Origin of the sequence: Neolewinella aurantiaca (assembly GCF_008014675.1) — a bacterium.
GTDB lineage: Bacteria > Bacteroidota > Bacteroidia > Chitinophagales > Saprospiraceae > Neolewinella > Neolewinella aurantiaca.
This window is the reverse complement of record NZ_VOXD01000049.1, coordinates 1-14,987: the sequence shown is the minus strand read 5'-3', so window position 1 is coordinate 14,987 and position 14,987 is coordinate 1. Positions and strand designations below refer to the sequence as shown.

The window sequence follows — 14,987 nt, the reverse complement described above, 5'->3', positions numbered from 1 at the left end:
ATTCGTAAACTGCGCTTTTTTATTGATTTATTACCTTAACGAAATTGGTTATCGCCGGGCTTCACCATCAATTTCCTGAGCCGTCTTGATTAAGCCAATCATCTCCGCCCGGTAGCCATTTGCATCTTCTCCCTGGGCTTTTTTTGCCATTTCCAGACAATGCGTCCAGGTAGCTTCTCCTTTATGCTCGCTACCGCGTAAAAGCATAGCAAACTCGGCGACAGCGGCAGACCAAAGCAGATCGTTTGAAATCATTTCTTCAGGAGTATAATCCGTTGCTACCGGCTCGGATATTTTTTGGGATGGCCCTCCGGTATTTGGCTTGAAGCGCAGGCGTAGATCCGCCATTGCATCGGCCTTTTTAAATCCCCGGGCAGGAATTAATTCATACAGGACAGTAACGCTGTGGCCGGCTCCCATTTCGGCAGCATCCTTGGTATCGTCATCGAAATCTTCGGTATTGAGCAAACGGTTTTCGTAGCCGATGAGGCGGTACGAAGCGATGGCTTTCTCGTTGAATTCGAGTTGCAGCTTTACGTCTTTCGCAACGGTGTAAAGCGTTCCGCCAAATTCTTCGACGAGAACCTTACGTGCTTCGGCGGGCGAGTCGATGTAGCCATGGTTACCGTTGCCCTTATCGGCCAGCAGTTGCATCGTTCCTTCCTGATAATTCCCTGTCCCGAAACCGAGGACGGTCAGGTAAATTCCGGTTTCCCGTTTTTGCTCGATGAGTTTCACCAGGGCGTCCTGATTTCGGACACCAACGTTGAAGTCGCCGTCGGTAGCCAGGATGATGCGGTTGTTTCCGCCCTCGATGAAGTTCTCGGCGGCCGTTTTATAAGCCAGTTCGATACCCGCTCCTCCGGCCGTGGAACCGCCGGAGTTGAGTTCGTCCAGGGCCGCAATGATGGCTCCCGGATCGGATGTAGCGGGCAAGACCAGACCGGCAGCTCCCGCGTAGACCACGATAGAAACTTTATCTTCCTGGCGCAGCGACTGGGTCAGCAGTTTGAGACTTTCCTTTACCAACGGTAGTTTGTTGGTGCTGCTCATACTTCCGGATACGTCCAGCAGGAAGACCAGGTTAGAGGCCGGAATATCGGCCGTAGCGATGGGCATCGTCTTCGCACTGACGCGGAGGAGTTGGTTCTGCGGGTTCCAGGGACAGGTCATAAACTCCGTACGCAGGGCGACGTCGTCTTTCGTTTCAGGGTTGGGGTCTTCGTACTTGAAGTAGTTGATCATTTCTTCGGAGCGGACAGCATCTGCGGGCGGTAGCTGCCCGCTGTTCAGGAAGCGACGAACATTGGCGTAAGCGGCACGGTCTACGTCGGTAGAAATGGTGGAAATCTGCTCCTCTTTGGTCGACTTGAACCCGTTTTCGGCAATCCCGTTGTACTGTTCGTTCACCTCAGGATCCGGAGATGGCATTTGTGAACCGGCGGTAGCTCCTACGCTAACACCGTCGACGTAGTATTGCTTAGCATTTGCACGGGATCCTCTCATGCTGGCCATTCTATTCGCCGGTGCAGGGGAAGCTCCTGCTGCAATTCCGCTGATCTGACTAACATTCCGCTTTGGTAGGTTCCGCACATCCTCAGAAGTCATTCTTTGGCCGCTTGTGGTATTGTCTTGCTCTATTAGCGGCTTCTTGAACTCTTTAACAACGATCTCCTCCAGGAGAACTCCCCCCCTTTCGATTTCCAGCTCAACTGATTTGTCTCCGACAAGAACTCCGACGACTTTAAGGGTGGCGCAACCGGTGTAATCAATCTGCAGGTCGACCTGCTTTCGTTTTGGCAGTCCGCACGCGAGGAATTTGCCGTCCAGGTCGGTCGTCATTCCATGAAGGAACTTTCCATTGAAGAAGAACTGTACGGTGGCGAAGGGCAGTGGCTTTCCGCTTTCTTTGTCGACTAATGTGCCGGCGATACAGTCGGCCTGGGCGGTGAGGGAAAGGGTGCAGCAAAGCACCAGAAGGGTGAAAAGGCATTTCATGGCGGGTGGTTTTTGGAGGATTGATGCTCACTTCAGGAGTTGTGCATAAGTTATCGTAATGTTTTTTGGAGGTGTTTGGGCTCGAACCCTATATGCGAGGGGCTCGCGATGGTTGCGCCATCGACCTTAACCCCTCCCAACGTGAGACGCCCCTCCGGGGCTGCGGCGGGTTTTGATTTACCTTTGCATCATGTTTTTTCGCCGCATTTTCAACTGGGTTTTCTACGGTCATGTATGGATAGCGCTGGCTGCTACTGCGCTGTCGCTTCTATCTGTCAGGCTGGTTTACGGCCCTCCGTACTGGGCGTCGGAGTGGCCCGTGCTGCTGTTTGTTTTTTGTGCTACGTTGGGGGTTTACACCATGCACCGCTACCTGAGCTGGCAACGGGCGGGCGAACGGCCGACGAGCCAGCGGTACGAGATTGTGGAGATTCATCCGCAGGCCAGCCTCTTCATCGGCGGGCTCAGCCTGGCTGTTGCGGGCGGCATTGGGTTGTTCTTTATCGATGCCCTTTGGAGTTCCTTGCTCTGGGCTTTGCCGATCACTGTTTTTTACCTCACGCCGCCCATCAAAGGCTGGCGACGGTTGCGGGATTTACCCTACGTCAAGGTTCTTTGGGTTGGCATCGCATGGTCGATCGTTACGGTGGAAATGCCAGTGCAGATGATAAGCGATTTAATCGCGGAGAGCTATGCAAGAGACAATCAGGGGATCATCTGTGTATTCGGTGGAATAGGAACTCCTCAATATCCCTTCGGAACTGAAAACATTGTCCGCTTGCTCTTCACGATGTCCGTGGCTTTATTGTTCGATTTCCGCGATGTGGTACTGGACCGCTCGCAGTCGGTGAAGACGATGGCGGGTGCGCATCCGGTGCTCACGCGGTGGCTCGTTACGGCGATTCTGATGGGTTGCGCGGCCATCGTATATTCCAGCTATGGGTACGAAGACGGTACGCGCGCGGGGCTCATCGGCGCTTATTTAGCTGGAATCGGAGTTGCCTGGCTTACCAACGAGGGCCGGTCAGAAAACTGGTATGCGGTGGTGGTCAATGGTTTGTTACTGGCTCCACCCATTGCTTATCTCCTACTCTCTTTTTGGGGCGCGGACGCAGGTGCAGGGCTTGGTTAAAGGCATTGCTTTTCAGCCTCAAGGCTGAAGAACGGTGCTGACCAACGCCGCGCCGTAGGCACTGGCCTGGGCGGCATCGGCAATTACGACCTGCCGGCCGGAGCGTTCGGCGATCAGCTTCGTCCATTCGGGAGATTTAGTAAAACCTCCGCTGCCGAGAATCCGGTCTGCCGGCCCTACAACCGCTTCCAGGTTGTGGAGGATGTTGATGAGGTTGTCCGTCACACCGTCCAGGACGGCGCGGGCGATGTGGGCGGGTTGGTGGTGGCCCATCAGTCCGGTCAGCGACGCAGTGGCCGTAGCGTCCCACAGCGGAGCGCGCTCGCCGTAGAGCCAGGGACCAAACGTGGGGCTGTCTCCGGAAGCGACCGACACCGCCCCGTCGATGAAAGCACCTACGTCTTCAAAGTGGGCGGCGAGCAGGTTTTGCCAGTATTCCAGCACCTTCCCGCCGTTATTGGTGGGGCCGCCGATGACGTAGAGCCCTTCCTTCATTTTGTAATTAAAGAGGCCCAGTCGGGCATCGATCCGGGCTTTGGTGTGCGTAGTACGCAGAGCGCCGGAGGTGCCGATGCTGAGGGCGATGTCTCCGCAGTCCATAATCCCGGAGCCCAGGTTCGCCAGCACACCGTCGGAACCGCCGAGGTATAGTGGCACACCGGTCAGGCCCAGTTTTTTGGCGACAGATTCCCGCCATTTCAGTTTAGTTGCTGCCGGTTTTATTTGCGGCAACTGTTCTTTTCTGATTCCGGCCTTCTCCAGGGCGACGCTGGCCCATTGGCTGGTTTCCAGATTCATGAGGCCGGTTGCGGAGGCGAGTTGTTCGTCGAGGAGGAAGCCGCTTTCCGTCCAGCGAAGCACGAGCGCCGACTTGAGGTCGGAGATATAGGTAGCGGTTTGCAGTTGCCCGGGCTGGCCGTTGGCCAGCCAGCAGAGTTTCACCAGCGGAGACATGGGGTGAACGGGCGTTCCGGTGAGTTCGTGCAGGTCGTAACCTTCCTGGTCCGTAAAACCTTTCATTGCATCCTGCGGCCGCGCATCCGCCCATGTAATCACGTTGCCCAAAGGCGCATAATTCTTGTCGAGCAGCAGCAGACTGTGCATGGGACAGCTCAAGCCAACGCTTGCGGGCTTTCCCTCAGTTTGCTTCACCAACTCAGTCAGGGCTTCTTCTGCCGCAGAAAATACAGCCGCTGGTTGCTGCTCAGCAGCCCCCGGCTCAGGATGCAACAACTCGTAGTCCCGTTCGATTATCCCAATCATCTCCCCCGCACCATTGAACGCGCAGGCTTTGGTGGCGGTGGTTCCGATGTCGAGGCCGATTTTGTACGTCATAGCGGCAAGGTAGAGTTTTGAGCGCAGAGTGTAGAAAACAAAATGTAAGCCCTGAAGTCAGCCTGAGTGCCCGGCCTTAGCATTCTGTGGTCTGATTTCCATCTTTCTCTTGCACAAAAAGAAAACCCGACTTATCTTTGCAGCCGCTTAACCAAACGGCGCGGTAGCTCAGCCGGTTAGAGCGCAGGATTCATAATCCTGAGGTCGGGTGTTCGAGTCACCCTCGCGCTACATTGTTAAAAAAGGATTTCGGCGAAGCCGAAATCCTTTTTTGCGTTAAGGCCTGTATATTTGAAAGCCCCTGAACATTTCGGTGGTGCCTGCTTAGCGGCTGAGTTGCCACTCACCATTGCGTGGTGGCGACCTCAGCTTAAAACGATGTGTCCCTGGTGAAATACTGGCCTGCCTTTTTAACCCTCCTTGCGGCCGTCTTCTGCTTCCTGACCGCAGCGGACTGGTTGACCTCCCTGACCGTAATTTCCGGTGTGGCCTGTGTTTCCCTGATCGCCGTAGGCAAACGCCTTGGCTACCTGATCGGGCTGGTAAGCAGCGTCACCTACGCCTGGGTGGCCTACCAAAACGGTCTCTTCGGCGAAACCGGCCTCAACCTCTTTTTTTACCTCCCAACGGGCATCGTTGGGTATTTCATGTGGGGCAACAACGAAGCTGACGGGACGGTGAAAATGCGGCGGCTGACGGCCGCCCACCGCTGGTACCTGATGGCGGGGGCGTTGCTCGCTACCGCGGGGCTGGGCCTGCTCCTGCAGGCCATCCCGGGCCAGAACTCCCCCTTTGTGGACGCTGCGACCAATCTACTCAGCATCGTGGCGACCCTGCTGATGATGTGGCGGTTCGCAGAGCAGTGGTGGCTGTACGTCGCCCTGAATGTTCTTACGGTTACATTGTGGAGTCTACGCTATTTCGAGGATGGCTACGCTGCGGACATGATGATTTTCCTCTGGCTGATCTATTTGATCAACAGTATATTCGGGCTGGTGACCTGGACGCGGAAAGCAAGGGTATTACCAGATACCGTTCAGCATTCGGCAAGGACCGGAAGCTGAACCCGGCGCGCTAAAAAAACACCCACGATGGACAACACCCCCGCCATGAAAACCGGACTTACCCTCGGCAAATTCGCTCCCTTTCACCGGGGACACCAGCACATGGTCGAAACGGCGCTCGCCGAAGTAGACCACCTCTACGTAATGGTTTACCACACTGACGTCACCTCCGTTCCGCTTCAGGTTCGGGCGGGGTGGATCAAGGCACTTTATCCGGAAGTAACCATCATTGAAGCCTGGGACGGGCCGGAAGGTTACGGAGATACGCCGGAGATCAAGAAAATCCAGGAAGATTATATCCTGAAGAAACTGAACGGTCGGAAGATTACTCACTTTTACTCTTCAGAGTTCTACGGAGACCACGTTAGTACTGCCCTTGGAGCCGTAGACCGGCGGGTCGATGAGGCCCGCTCATTTGTCCCCATCTCCGGCACCCGCGTACGCGCCCAAATGTTTCTGAACCGGGAATACCTGTCGGATTTAGTGTACCGCGACCTCATCGTCAAAGTCTGTCTTATGGGAGCTCCCTCTACGGGCAAGAGTACCCTGACCAAAGCCCTTGCCAGTCATTTCGACACCGTTGCGATGCCCGAATATGGCGCCGAATACTGGCTCGCTAACCACGTAGACCGACGCATCAGCCTCGCGCAATTCGAGGAGATTGCCCCCGAACACATCCGCAGGGAAGACGACCTTTTGTTACAAGCCAATAAATACCTGTTTTCCGACACCTGCCCCATCACAACTTACGTCTTCGCCCGCGATTACCACAGCGATGCGGGGCCGATCCTGACCCGTTTTGCCCGGGAGGCCGAAAAACGGTACGACTTATTCTTTCTCTGCGACACGGATATCCCCTACGCCGACACCTGGGACCGCTCCGGCGACCAGAAGCGCCACTGGTTCCAGCAACAAATAATCGGAGACCTGGCGGAGCGCCGGGTTCCCTACTTCGTGCTGCGGGGAACACTGGAAGAAAGAATCACGCGGGTGGCGGAAGTGCTGGCGGGCTATGAGAAGTACGGGAATGTGTTGGGGTAACTGGTTGCCAGAGTTTGAATTCAGCACTCGAAACAAGGTAGCTCGCTCTGCGTCTTTCTATGGAATTGCTTTGCGTTCCTACCGGGTCCAATCAGGTGATTTTAAAAGACAGCCTTGGCGATCGCCTGGATGGTAGAGCTGTCTCCCATGGTGTAGTAATGCAGGCACGGCACGCCCCGTTCTTTAAGCTCTTTGCTCTGTGCGATGCTCCATTCGATGCCTACCTGGCGGCGGGCTTCTCCGTTTTTAGCCGCAGAGATCGCCTTTACGAGATCGTCCGGCAGGTCGATGTAGAAAAGGCGCGGGATCGAGTTGAGCTGGTAGAGTTTGGTGAGGGGTTTCAGGCCCGGCACGATGGGGACGTCGATTCCGGCAGCGCGGACGGCATCCACGTAATCGAAGTACTTCTGGTTGTCGAAGAACATCTGGGTGACGATGTAATTCGCTCCGGCATCAATTTTTTCTTTCAGGTAACGCAGGTCGATGTCCATATTCGGGGCTTCGAAATGCTTTTCGGGGTAACCAGCCACACCGATGCAGAAGTTGGTGTGGGAGCCCTCGCTGTTGTCCGTCAGGTCATCCATATACTCGCCCTTATTCATGGCTGCGATCTGTTTCACCAGATCGGTAGCATAGTGGTGTCCTTCTTTTTCGGGGATGAACTTTCCTTCGAATTTGCGTGCATCGCCGCGCAGGGCGAGTACATTCTGCACGTCGAGGAAGCCCAGGTCGATGAGGGCATTTTCGGTATCCTGACGGGTAAAACCACCGCACAGCAGGTGGGGCACGGCGTCCACGCCGTAGCGATGCATGATGGCGGCACAAATGCCGACAGTACCGGGGCGCTTGCGGATGCTCGACTTTTCGTAGTACCCACTCGCGCGTTTCTTATAAATATATTCTTCGCGGTGATAGGTTACATCAATAAACGGCGGCTTAAACTCCATGAGCGGATCCAGCGTATCGAAGATGGCCTGCATACTTCCGCCTTTAAGCGGCGGGAGAACCTCGAAACTGATGAGGGTTTTGTCTTTGGCCTGGTCGAAATAGTCAGTTACGCGCATAATGCTGTAGAGTAGTTAGCTTTAAAGAACCGCAAAGATAGGTTTTGGGAGCGTCACGGTGAAGGCGGCGCGCACGCAGGTGCAGAGCAAGTTACGACTTCAAAAATTGCGCAGAACCATCGAACAGGTCTGCTTCTGCCGCTAAAATGACGCTGAACAGGTATAAATGACTGCCACCTGCCATTAAAGGAGATTTCAACGCAGTACCTTGGGTCCTGACCCCATAGTTCCATAATGAGAATTGTACCTTACACTCCCATCTTCTATCTTCTTTTTTGTTCAATTCAGTTGTCCGCACAGTGCGGCCTGATCGTTGACGCCGGCCCGGATGCTGTCTTCTGTCCCGGTGGAGGTCAGGTTCAGCTCGACGGTTCCATTACCGGCCCCAACGTGACCGGCTTCTCGTGGTCTCCGACTACGGGGCTGAACGACCCTTTCATCCTCAACCCGATAGCGACGGTTTCGGGAGAGATCACTTACACCCTCACGGCCGAGGTATTTGACCCTACCCTCAACCTGATCGTCAACGGTGATTTCTCCGGAGGAGATAGTGATTTCACCACCGATTACGCCCCCGGTACCGGAGGAGCTTTCGGCTTGCTGTCCGACGAGGGTCAGTACGCGGTTTCCACTAACAGTAACCTCACGCACAACAACTTTGCCAACTGTACCGACCACACCGGCGGAGGCCAGATGCTGGTCGTAAATGGTTCCAGCATCGCCGACGACCGGATCTGGTGCCAAAACGTAACGGTCCTCCCCAACACCATCTACGCTTTCAATGCGTGGCTCATGTCCGTTATTTCTGAGAACCCGGCCCGGTTGCAGTTCTCGGTAAACGGTGTTCCGCTGGGCAACATCTTCACGGCCTCCTCATCGGTTTGTAACTGGCAGGATTTTTCGGAGACCTGGACGTCCGGCGCAGCAACAACCGCAGAGATTTGTATCACCAACCAGAACACCGCCCCCAGTGGCAATGACTTTGCCATCGACGACCTCTTCTTTGGCCCCGTTTGCGTGCAAAGCGATGAAATGACTATCCGGGAGGTGGACGTGGAAGCCCAGGCCGCTACCCCCGTAGACCTGCCCTGCACGATGCCAGCCAACATTCAACTCGACGGAACGGGCTCCAGCCAGGGAGCACTTTACTTCTACGAATGGACGACCGTAGACGGCAACATCGTCTCCGGTAGCAATACCCTCTTTCCTACCGTAAACCAGGCCGGGGTATACGTGCTTACCACCCGTTACGATAACGGGGTACAACAGTGTACCGATCAGGCGTTCGTCGTTGTTCGCGAAAATCAAATCCCGACCGATGCCGGAGCAACGGTCTTCCGCGTCCCCACCTGCGCCGATCCTACCGGCGAAATCATCGCCGAAGGCTCTTCCACCGGCCCCGACATCGTTTACAGCTGGACGACGCCCGACGGCAACATCATATCAGGCGCCAACGATTACCACGCATTCATCGATCAGCCCGGTTTTTACGAAGTAGAAGTAACGAACACCACCACGGGCTGTTCCGAATTTGCCTCCGTTGTGGTGACCGCAGATGACAACCCGCCCGTTCTCGACATCCAAACCCCTCAGGAGTTCAGCTGTAACAGTGCGGAGAGTTTTCGCCTCGACGCTTTCGACTCAGAGACGGGAGCCAACTTTACGGCCAACTGGACGACAGCGGACGGAAACATCCTCGCTGACGCCGACGGCCTCGACCCTCTGATAGACGCACCGGGCACTTACGTTCTTACCGTTGTGAACGACGACAATGGTTGTGAGGCAATGCTTTCGGTAACGGTGACCGAGAACATGCCCGAGGTGACCACAAGCATCGCAGCTTCGCCACCTTTGAGCTGCTCAGCCAGCTCGGTGCAGCTCAATGGGTCCGGTTCTACGGCTCCTGCTGGCGCGACCTACACCTGGACGACGGCCGACGGCAACATCGTCTCCGGAGGAGACAGCCCCAACGCAACCATCGATGCCGCGGGCACCTACCTCCTGCTGATTGAGGACGCATCCTCGGGGTGCTCGTCGGTAGATTCCGTTATGGTTACGTCTAACGTAGCCTTGCCCGACATTGCCCTTCAAAGTCCCCCACCCTTCACCTGCGGCCGCGCCCAAATGACGCTGAACGCCAACGGCACTTCAACGGGAACCGACCTCACTTACCTTTGGTCTGCCACCAACGGTGGCAGCATCGTCAGCGGTGGCGACAGCCTTGCGCCCGTAGTACAGGGAGCCGGCGAATACACACTCCTGGTCAGAAACACCGCCAACGGTTGCGAGCGGGATACCACTTTCAGCATCGGTGAAAACACCACACCCCCCATCGCGGACGCAGGAATGCCCTTTACTCTTACCTGTGGCACCACAACGGCCCGTCTTGACGGCACTGCCTCCGGCCAGGGTACTGACTTCAACTACCTGTGGTCTACCTCCGACGGCAGTCTGGTGGGTGCAACGGACACCCTGGAACCCCTCATCGGTTCTGCAGGAACCTACTTCCTGATGGTTGTCGATTCCTCCAATAATTGTGCCGCCACGGCCATGGTGGTAGTCAGCCAGGACAACAGCGCTCCCGCCATCAGCATCGCGGTTCCCGACACGCTCACCTGCCGGGATGAGACCGTGACCCTCGACGCGACCGGGTCCGCAACGGACCCAGCTTTTACCCGCAGCTGGACGACTACCGACGGAAATTTCGTATCCGGCACCGATGGTCTCACCCCCGTCGTAGACGCACCAGGAACCTACGTACTCACCATCAACGATCCGGCCAATGGCTGCCCCTCCACGCGCAGCGTAACCGTAGAGGAACATGTTGCGGCACCTCCCGCCGAAGCAGGACCATCACTGACGCTCAATTGCACCATAACCAGCAGCCGCCTGAATGCCTCCGCCAGCGGAACAGGGTTCAGCTATCTCTGGTCTACCACAGACGGATCGATCGCCGCCGATCAGGATTCGATCGCCCCGCTGGTCAGTGCCGCCGGTCGTTACTACTTCACGGTCACCAACGACACCACCGGCTGCACCGCAGTAGATAGTGTGAATGTTTTCGCCGACGACGTGGCACCAGTTGTGGACGTCAGCGGATCGGCAACGCTACTTACGTGCCGCGACACCGTTTTACGGCTCAACGAAGGTGGTACCGCCGCCACCAACATCCGCTATACCTGGACCACCCCCGACGGCAACATCCTGACCGGGCAAGACACGCCTTCGGCAACCATCGATGAACCGGGAACGTACCGGCTCACCGTCACCGATACCATCAACGGGTGTTCCTCTGCGGACGACCTTACGATTACCCGCGACGTAGCAACGCCAACCATCGATGTTGTGCCTCCGGCACAACTCAACTGTCAGGTTACGAGCCTTACCCTCGATGCCGGCAATTCAGACTCCGGCCCCGACTTCTCCTTCAGCTGGAGCACGCCGGATGGTAACATCCTGAGCGGTGCGGCCGGCTCAGCGCCCGTTGTGGACGCTGCCGGCGACTACGTACTCACCCTCACCAACAATGCTACGGGATGTACAAACACCGAGACCATTGCGGTACAGCAAGATACCGTTCGGCCCATAGCCGTCATTGCTCCTCCCATAGAACTCACTTGTCGCGACAGTAGTCAGGTGCTCGACGGCAGTCAGTCAGACGACGACGCGGAATTTGGCTGGACCTGGTCTACGTTCGACGGAAATTTCGTCGGCGACGTGACCGACCTGATGCCCACCATCGACGCAGCGGGCACCTATGAACTTACCGTACGCAACCTCGTCAACCGCTGCGAAACAAGCGTGGAGGTAACCGTAAGCGCAAACCAGCAAGTACCCGATGTAAACGTTGGGCCGAACGATCTCACGCTTACCTGTACCGACACATCTTTCGTTTTGGGCGAGGACGCAGGTGCCATGAACGGTTTGAGCTACGCCTGGTCGGAGGGTTCCTCCGGAATGATCTCCTCCAGCCCGACACTGGAAGTTAACCAGGCTGGCATCTACGAGTTGGTCGTTACCGACGACGCCAACGGCTGTACCGCTACCGACGAGGTAATGGTAGCCCAGGACACCGCCTCTCCCGTAGTGATGATCTTACCCGCCAGTGAGTTGAACTGTGAATTTACGGAGCGGACCATCAGCGCAAGTCCTGCCCCTGCCGGCTTTACCTACACCGCTTCGTGGACCACCGAAACCGGCAACATCACCGGAGCAACGAACGGCTTTGAAGTTAATGTAGACGAACCGGGTGTTTACCAACTCTTCCTGCAAAACCCCACCAATGGGTGCACCGATTCCAGCCAGGTGCTGGTAACGGAAAACATTACGCCTCCGACCGCCAACATCGGTATCCCCGAAATGCTGACCTGCCGGAACAACACGATCCAGCTCGACGGCAACTTCTCCTCCGGAGGAGGAAGTTTCACCTACCGCTGGACCACCACCGACGGGATAATCCAGAGCGGCGGAACCACCAGAACACCAACCGTAACGGAAGCAGGAACCTACGTACTAACGGTCTTCGACATCCGCAACGGATGCTCCGCTGAAGCCCGAACCACCGTGGAGCGCAACGATCAGTTACCGGTCCTCTCCGCCGCCGATCCTGCTCAGCTGAACTGCCTGAACTCATCCGTAATCATCCCGGCCAATAGTAGCAACGCCGGCAACAACCCCGAAATCAGTTGGTCCACAACGGATGGAAATATCGTTGCGGGCGGCAATACCCTTTCGCCCGAAGTCGACGCTCCCGGCTCTTACCTGCTTACGGTACGCAACCCCAGCACGCTTTGCACCAGCACATTGGAGGTGATCGTACTTCAGGATCTGGCGGAGCCCATCGTCGACCTCGGCGCGGGTTTTGACCTTGGTTGCGACGCCAAGCCCGTCCGGCTGGAAGCCCGGGTGGAGGGCAACGGCCCGTTCGCTTACGCCTGGTCTTCGGCCGACGGGATGATTCTGGACAGCGAGGATACGGCCCGACCGATCGTACAGGGCGGTGGCACCTACACCGTAACGGTTACCGACGAAACCAACGGTTGTGCTACTGTCGCTGACGTTACCGTTGTTCAAAATCTGCTTCTCGGTTTCGATGCGGACAGGACGGTTCCGGGCTGTACTTTCCCCTTCGGCAGCATTGAATTTACGGCGGTGGATGGCGGCACACAACCAATCCTGTACTCCATTGACGGAGGAGCGAGCTTTATGACCGAGACACTGGCCGACAGCCTGCAGCCCGGACGTTACCCGCTGGTCATTCAGGACGCCAACGGCTGCGAACTGATGGATGAAATCGACATTCCCTCTCCGCCCGAACTCGACCTTTTCATTGACCCAACGGTGGTGATCTCGCTTGGCGACTCGCACTTCTTCAATACCCGGACCAACTTCCCCGATTCTTCGCTTACACAAATCAACTGGACCCCGAACCTCGACTTAGACTGTCCGGACTGCCTGCGCCCTACCGCTACTCCTGATCGTACCACTACCTACGTTGTTGATGTGGTGAGTTCAGACGGTTGCACCACAACCGACAGCGTGCAGGTGATCGTCGATATCCTTCGTGAAGTCTACTTCCCCACCGGATTCTCACCAAACGGTGACGGTATAAACGATGTATTCCTTCCGTTTGCCAACCTGACCCGCATCAACCAAATCCAGGATTTCTCCGTCTTTGACCGGTGGGGAGAGGTTGTTTTCAACGGCACCAATTTTCTCCCCAACGACCCTGCCTTCGGCTGGGATGGCCGGCTGAACGGAGAGCCCATGAATCCGGCAGTTTTCGCCTTTTCCGCCACCGTCGAATTTGTTGACGGCAGGGTTGAGGTATTTAAGGGTGATGTTGTGCTGCTACGGTAATATCCTATTTCGCGACGAAAAGAAAATAATCACTGGCGAGTTCGGACAAATTGCTTTTTCAAGCCAGCGGCTGAAGCCGCGGCTACTTCAAAACCTCCCAAAGGTCTTCCCAGCCTTTGCGGTTGCGGACTACGACTTCGAGGTACTCCCGCCAGACGGGTTCGTCCTGGCCCCGGTCTTTAACGATGGCTCCGGTCAGGCTGGCGGCCAGGTGCTCGGGCTGGAGAGCATCGTCGTCCGAGCCAAAGTGATGGCTCAACGCCCGGGACTGATTGACGACGGAGATTGCTTCTGCCGTGGAAAGCGTCGAACTGGGGGACTTAACCTGCGTGCGGCCGTCTTCTGTACGGCCATTACGGAGCTCCCGGAAAATAGTAACGAGGCGGGTGATCTCGGCGGCGACGTCTTTTTTGACGGGGGGAAGTTCCATTCCCGCAGCAGCTGCGCTGCTGCGATCGGTGACAATGCGGACTTCTTCTTCCAGAGTTGCCGGCAGCGGCAACACCACCGTATTGAAACGCCGCCGCAAAGCGCTGGAGAGTTCGTTGACGCCCTTATCCCGGTCATTGGCCGTAGCAATGATGTTGAAGCCACGCACGGCCTGCACCTCCTTGTTCAACTCTGGGATCGGGAGAATCTTTTCGGAGAGGATAGTAATCAGCGCATCCTGCACATCCGACGGGATACGGGTAAGTTCTTCGAGGCGAACGAGCTTACCGGCTTGCATGCCAGTCATTACGGGGCTGGGAACCATCGCTGCTTCGCTGGGCCCTTCAGCAAGAAGACGGGCGTAATTCCAGCCGTAGCGGAGGGCGTCTTCGCTCATGCCGGCGGTTCCCTGCACCAATAGCGTAGAATCTCCGGAAATGGCCGCAGCGAGGTGTTCACTGACCCAGGTTTTGGCCGTTCCGGGTACACCGACGAGCAGCAGGGCGCGGTCGGTAACGAGGCTGGCGACCGCCACTTCAATCAGACGACGGTCACCGAAGTATTTGGTGGTGATCTCGGTGCCATCGGCCAGGGTATCACCGAGGAGATAAGTCACGACGGCGCGGGGGCTGAGGTTCCAGCCCGTGGGCCGGGTGCCTTTGTCCTGTTCGGCAAGCGCCTTCAGTTCAGCGGCATAAGCGGTTTCCGCGTGGGGGCGGAGAACGGTTGGGGTAGCAGAAGATTTTTTCTTAGCCAATGGGAGGTGGATTAGAACCTAGAGATTTAGAGAACTAGGAATTAGAGAACTAGGAATTAGGGAGTTAGAGAACTAGGAATTAGAGATTTAGAGAACTAGGAATTAGGGAATTAGAAATTAGGGAGTTAGAGAACTAGGAATTAGAGATTTAGGGAACTAGGAATTAGGGAGTTAGAAATTAGTAGAGGGATAGTTCAATTAAGTGTGTCTGGGTTAATGAATAGTCTCTAGCAAGGCGAAGCCTTGCTACGAGCGCGCGTTCCGCGCCGCGAAGTCGGAGGCCGGAGGCCGGAGACTTCGCGGCGCGG

The 14,987-nt window shown here is 56.3% G+C and carries 8 protein-coding genes and 1 tRNA gene; 5 read left to right on the top strand and 4 right to left on the bottom strand.

Annotated elements, in window-relative coordinates:
* Positions 1 to 48: 48 nt before the first annotated feature.
* Positions 49 to 1,998, bottom strand: a complete 1,950-nt coding sequence (locus tag FUA23_RS20865) for a YfbK domain-containing protein (RefSeq protein ID WP_246144419.1) — start codon at positions 1,996 to 1,998, stop codon at positions 49 to 51.
* Between the two features lie 190 nt (positions 1,999 to 2,188).
* On the opposite strand from FUA23_RS20865, the gene FUA23_RS20860 reads away from it, so the two are divergent.
* Positions 2,189 to 3,130, top strand: a complete 942-nt coding sequence (locus FUA23_RS20860) for a UbiA prenyltransferase family protein (protein WP_147932718.1) — start codon at positions 2,189 to 2,191, stop codon at positions 3,128 to 3,130.
* Between the two features lie 18 nt (positions 3,131 to 3,148).
* On the opposite strand, the gene FUA23_RS20855 is transcribed toward FUA23_RS20860, so the two are convergent.
* Complete coding sequence (locus FUA23_RS20855; protein ID WP_147932717.1) at positions 3,149 to 4,465, bottom strand: gluconokinase; 1,317 nt, start codon at positions 4,463 to 4,465, stop codon at positions 3,149 to 3,151.
* Positions 4,466 to 4,622: 157 nt separating this feature from the next.
* Between FUA23_RS20855 and FUA23_RS20850 the strand changes: the two genes are divergently transcribed.
* From FUA23_RS20850 to FUA23_RS20840, 3 genes are all read left to right on the top strand, one after another.
* A tRNA-Met gene (locus FUA23_RS20850) sits at positions 4,623 to 4,696 on the top strand.
* Positions 4,697 to 4,854: 158 nt separating this feature from the next.
* On the top strand, positions 4,855 to 5,529 hold the full coding sequence (gene pnuC, locus FUA23_RS20845; protein ID WP_187271166.1) for a nicotinamide riboside transporter PnuC: 675 nt from the start codon (positions 4,855 to 4,857) through the stop codon (positions 5,527 to 5,529).
* A gap of 27 nt (positions 5,530 to 5,556) precedes the next feature.
* Positions 5,557 to 6,570 (top strand): AAA family ATPase, encoded by a 1,014-nt coding sequence (locus FUA23_RS20840; RefSeq protein WP_246144418.1) that lies wholly within the window; start codon positions 5,557 to 5,559, stop codon positions 6,568 to 6,570.
* A 101-nt stretch (positions 6,571 to 6,671) separates the two neighbouring features.
* Here the strand turns inward: FUA23_RS20840 and metF are convergent, their stop codons facing one another.
* Positions 6,672 to 7,634: a methylenetetrahydrofolate reductase [NAD(P)H] gene (gene metF, locus FUA23_RS20835; RefSeq protein WP_147932715.1), complete on the bottom strand. Its 963-nt coding sequence runs from the start codon at positions 7,632 to 7,634 to the stop codon at positions 6,672 to 6,674.
* 234 nt (positions 7,635 to 7,868) lie between these two features.
* Here metF and FUA23_RS20830 point away from each other — a divergent pair, with 234 nt between their 5' ends.
* On the top strand, positions 7,869 to 13,493 hold the full coding sequence (locus FUA23_RS20830) for a T9SS type B sorting domain-containing protein (RefSeq protein WP_147932714.1): 5,625 nt from the start codon (positions 7,869 to 7,871) through the stop codon (positions 13,491 to 13,493).
* 82 nt (positions 13,494 to 13,575) lie between these two features.
* On the opposite strand, the gene FUA23_RS20825 is transcribed toward FUA23_RS20830, so the two are convergent.
* Positions 13,576 to 14,679 carry an ATP-binding protein gene (locus FUA23_RS20825; protein WP_187271165.1) on the bottom strand — a complete coding sequence of 368 codons (1,104 nt, stop codon included), beginning with the start codon at positions 14,677 to 14,679 and terminating at the stop codon, positions 13,576 to 13,578.
* Positions 14,680 to 14,987 lie beyond the last annotated feature (308 nt).

What these genes read in the sequence shown, in the direction of transcription:
- FUA23_RS20865 (WP_246144419.1), bottom strand. Translation starts at nt 1,998, where the DNA reads ATGAAATGCCTTTTCACCCTTCTGGTGCTTTGCTGCACCCTTTCCCTC.
- FUA23_RS20860 (WP_147932718.1), top strand. Translation starts at nt 2,189, where the DNA reads ATGTTTTTTCGCCGCATTTTCAACTGGGTTTTCTACGGTCATGTATGG.
- FUA23_RS20855 (WP_147932717.1), bottom strand. Translation starts at nt 4,465, where the DNA reads ATGACGTACAAAATCGGCCTCGACATCGGAACCACCGCCACCAAAGCC.
- FUA23_RS20840 (WP_246144418.1), top strand. Translation starts at nt 5,557, where the DNA reads ATGGACAACACCCCCGCCATGAAAACCGGACTTACCCTCGGCAAATTC.
- metF (WP_147932715.1), bottom strand. Translation starts at nt 7,634, where the DNA reads ATGCGCGTAACTGACTATTTCGACCAGGCCAAAGACAAAACCCTCATC.
- FUA23_RS20830 (WP_147932714.1), top strand. Translation starts at nt 7,869, where the DNA reads ATGAGAATTGTACCTTACACTCCCATCTTCTATCTTCTTTTTTGTTCA.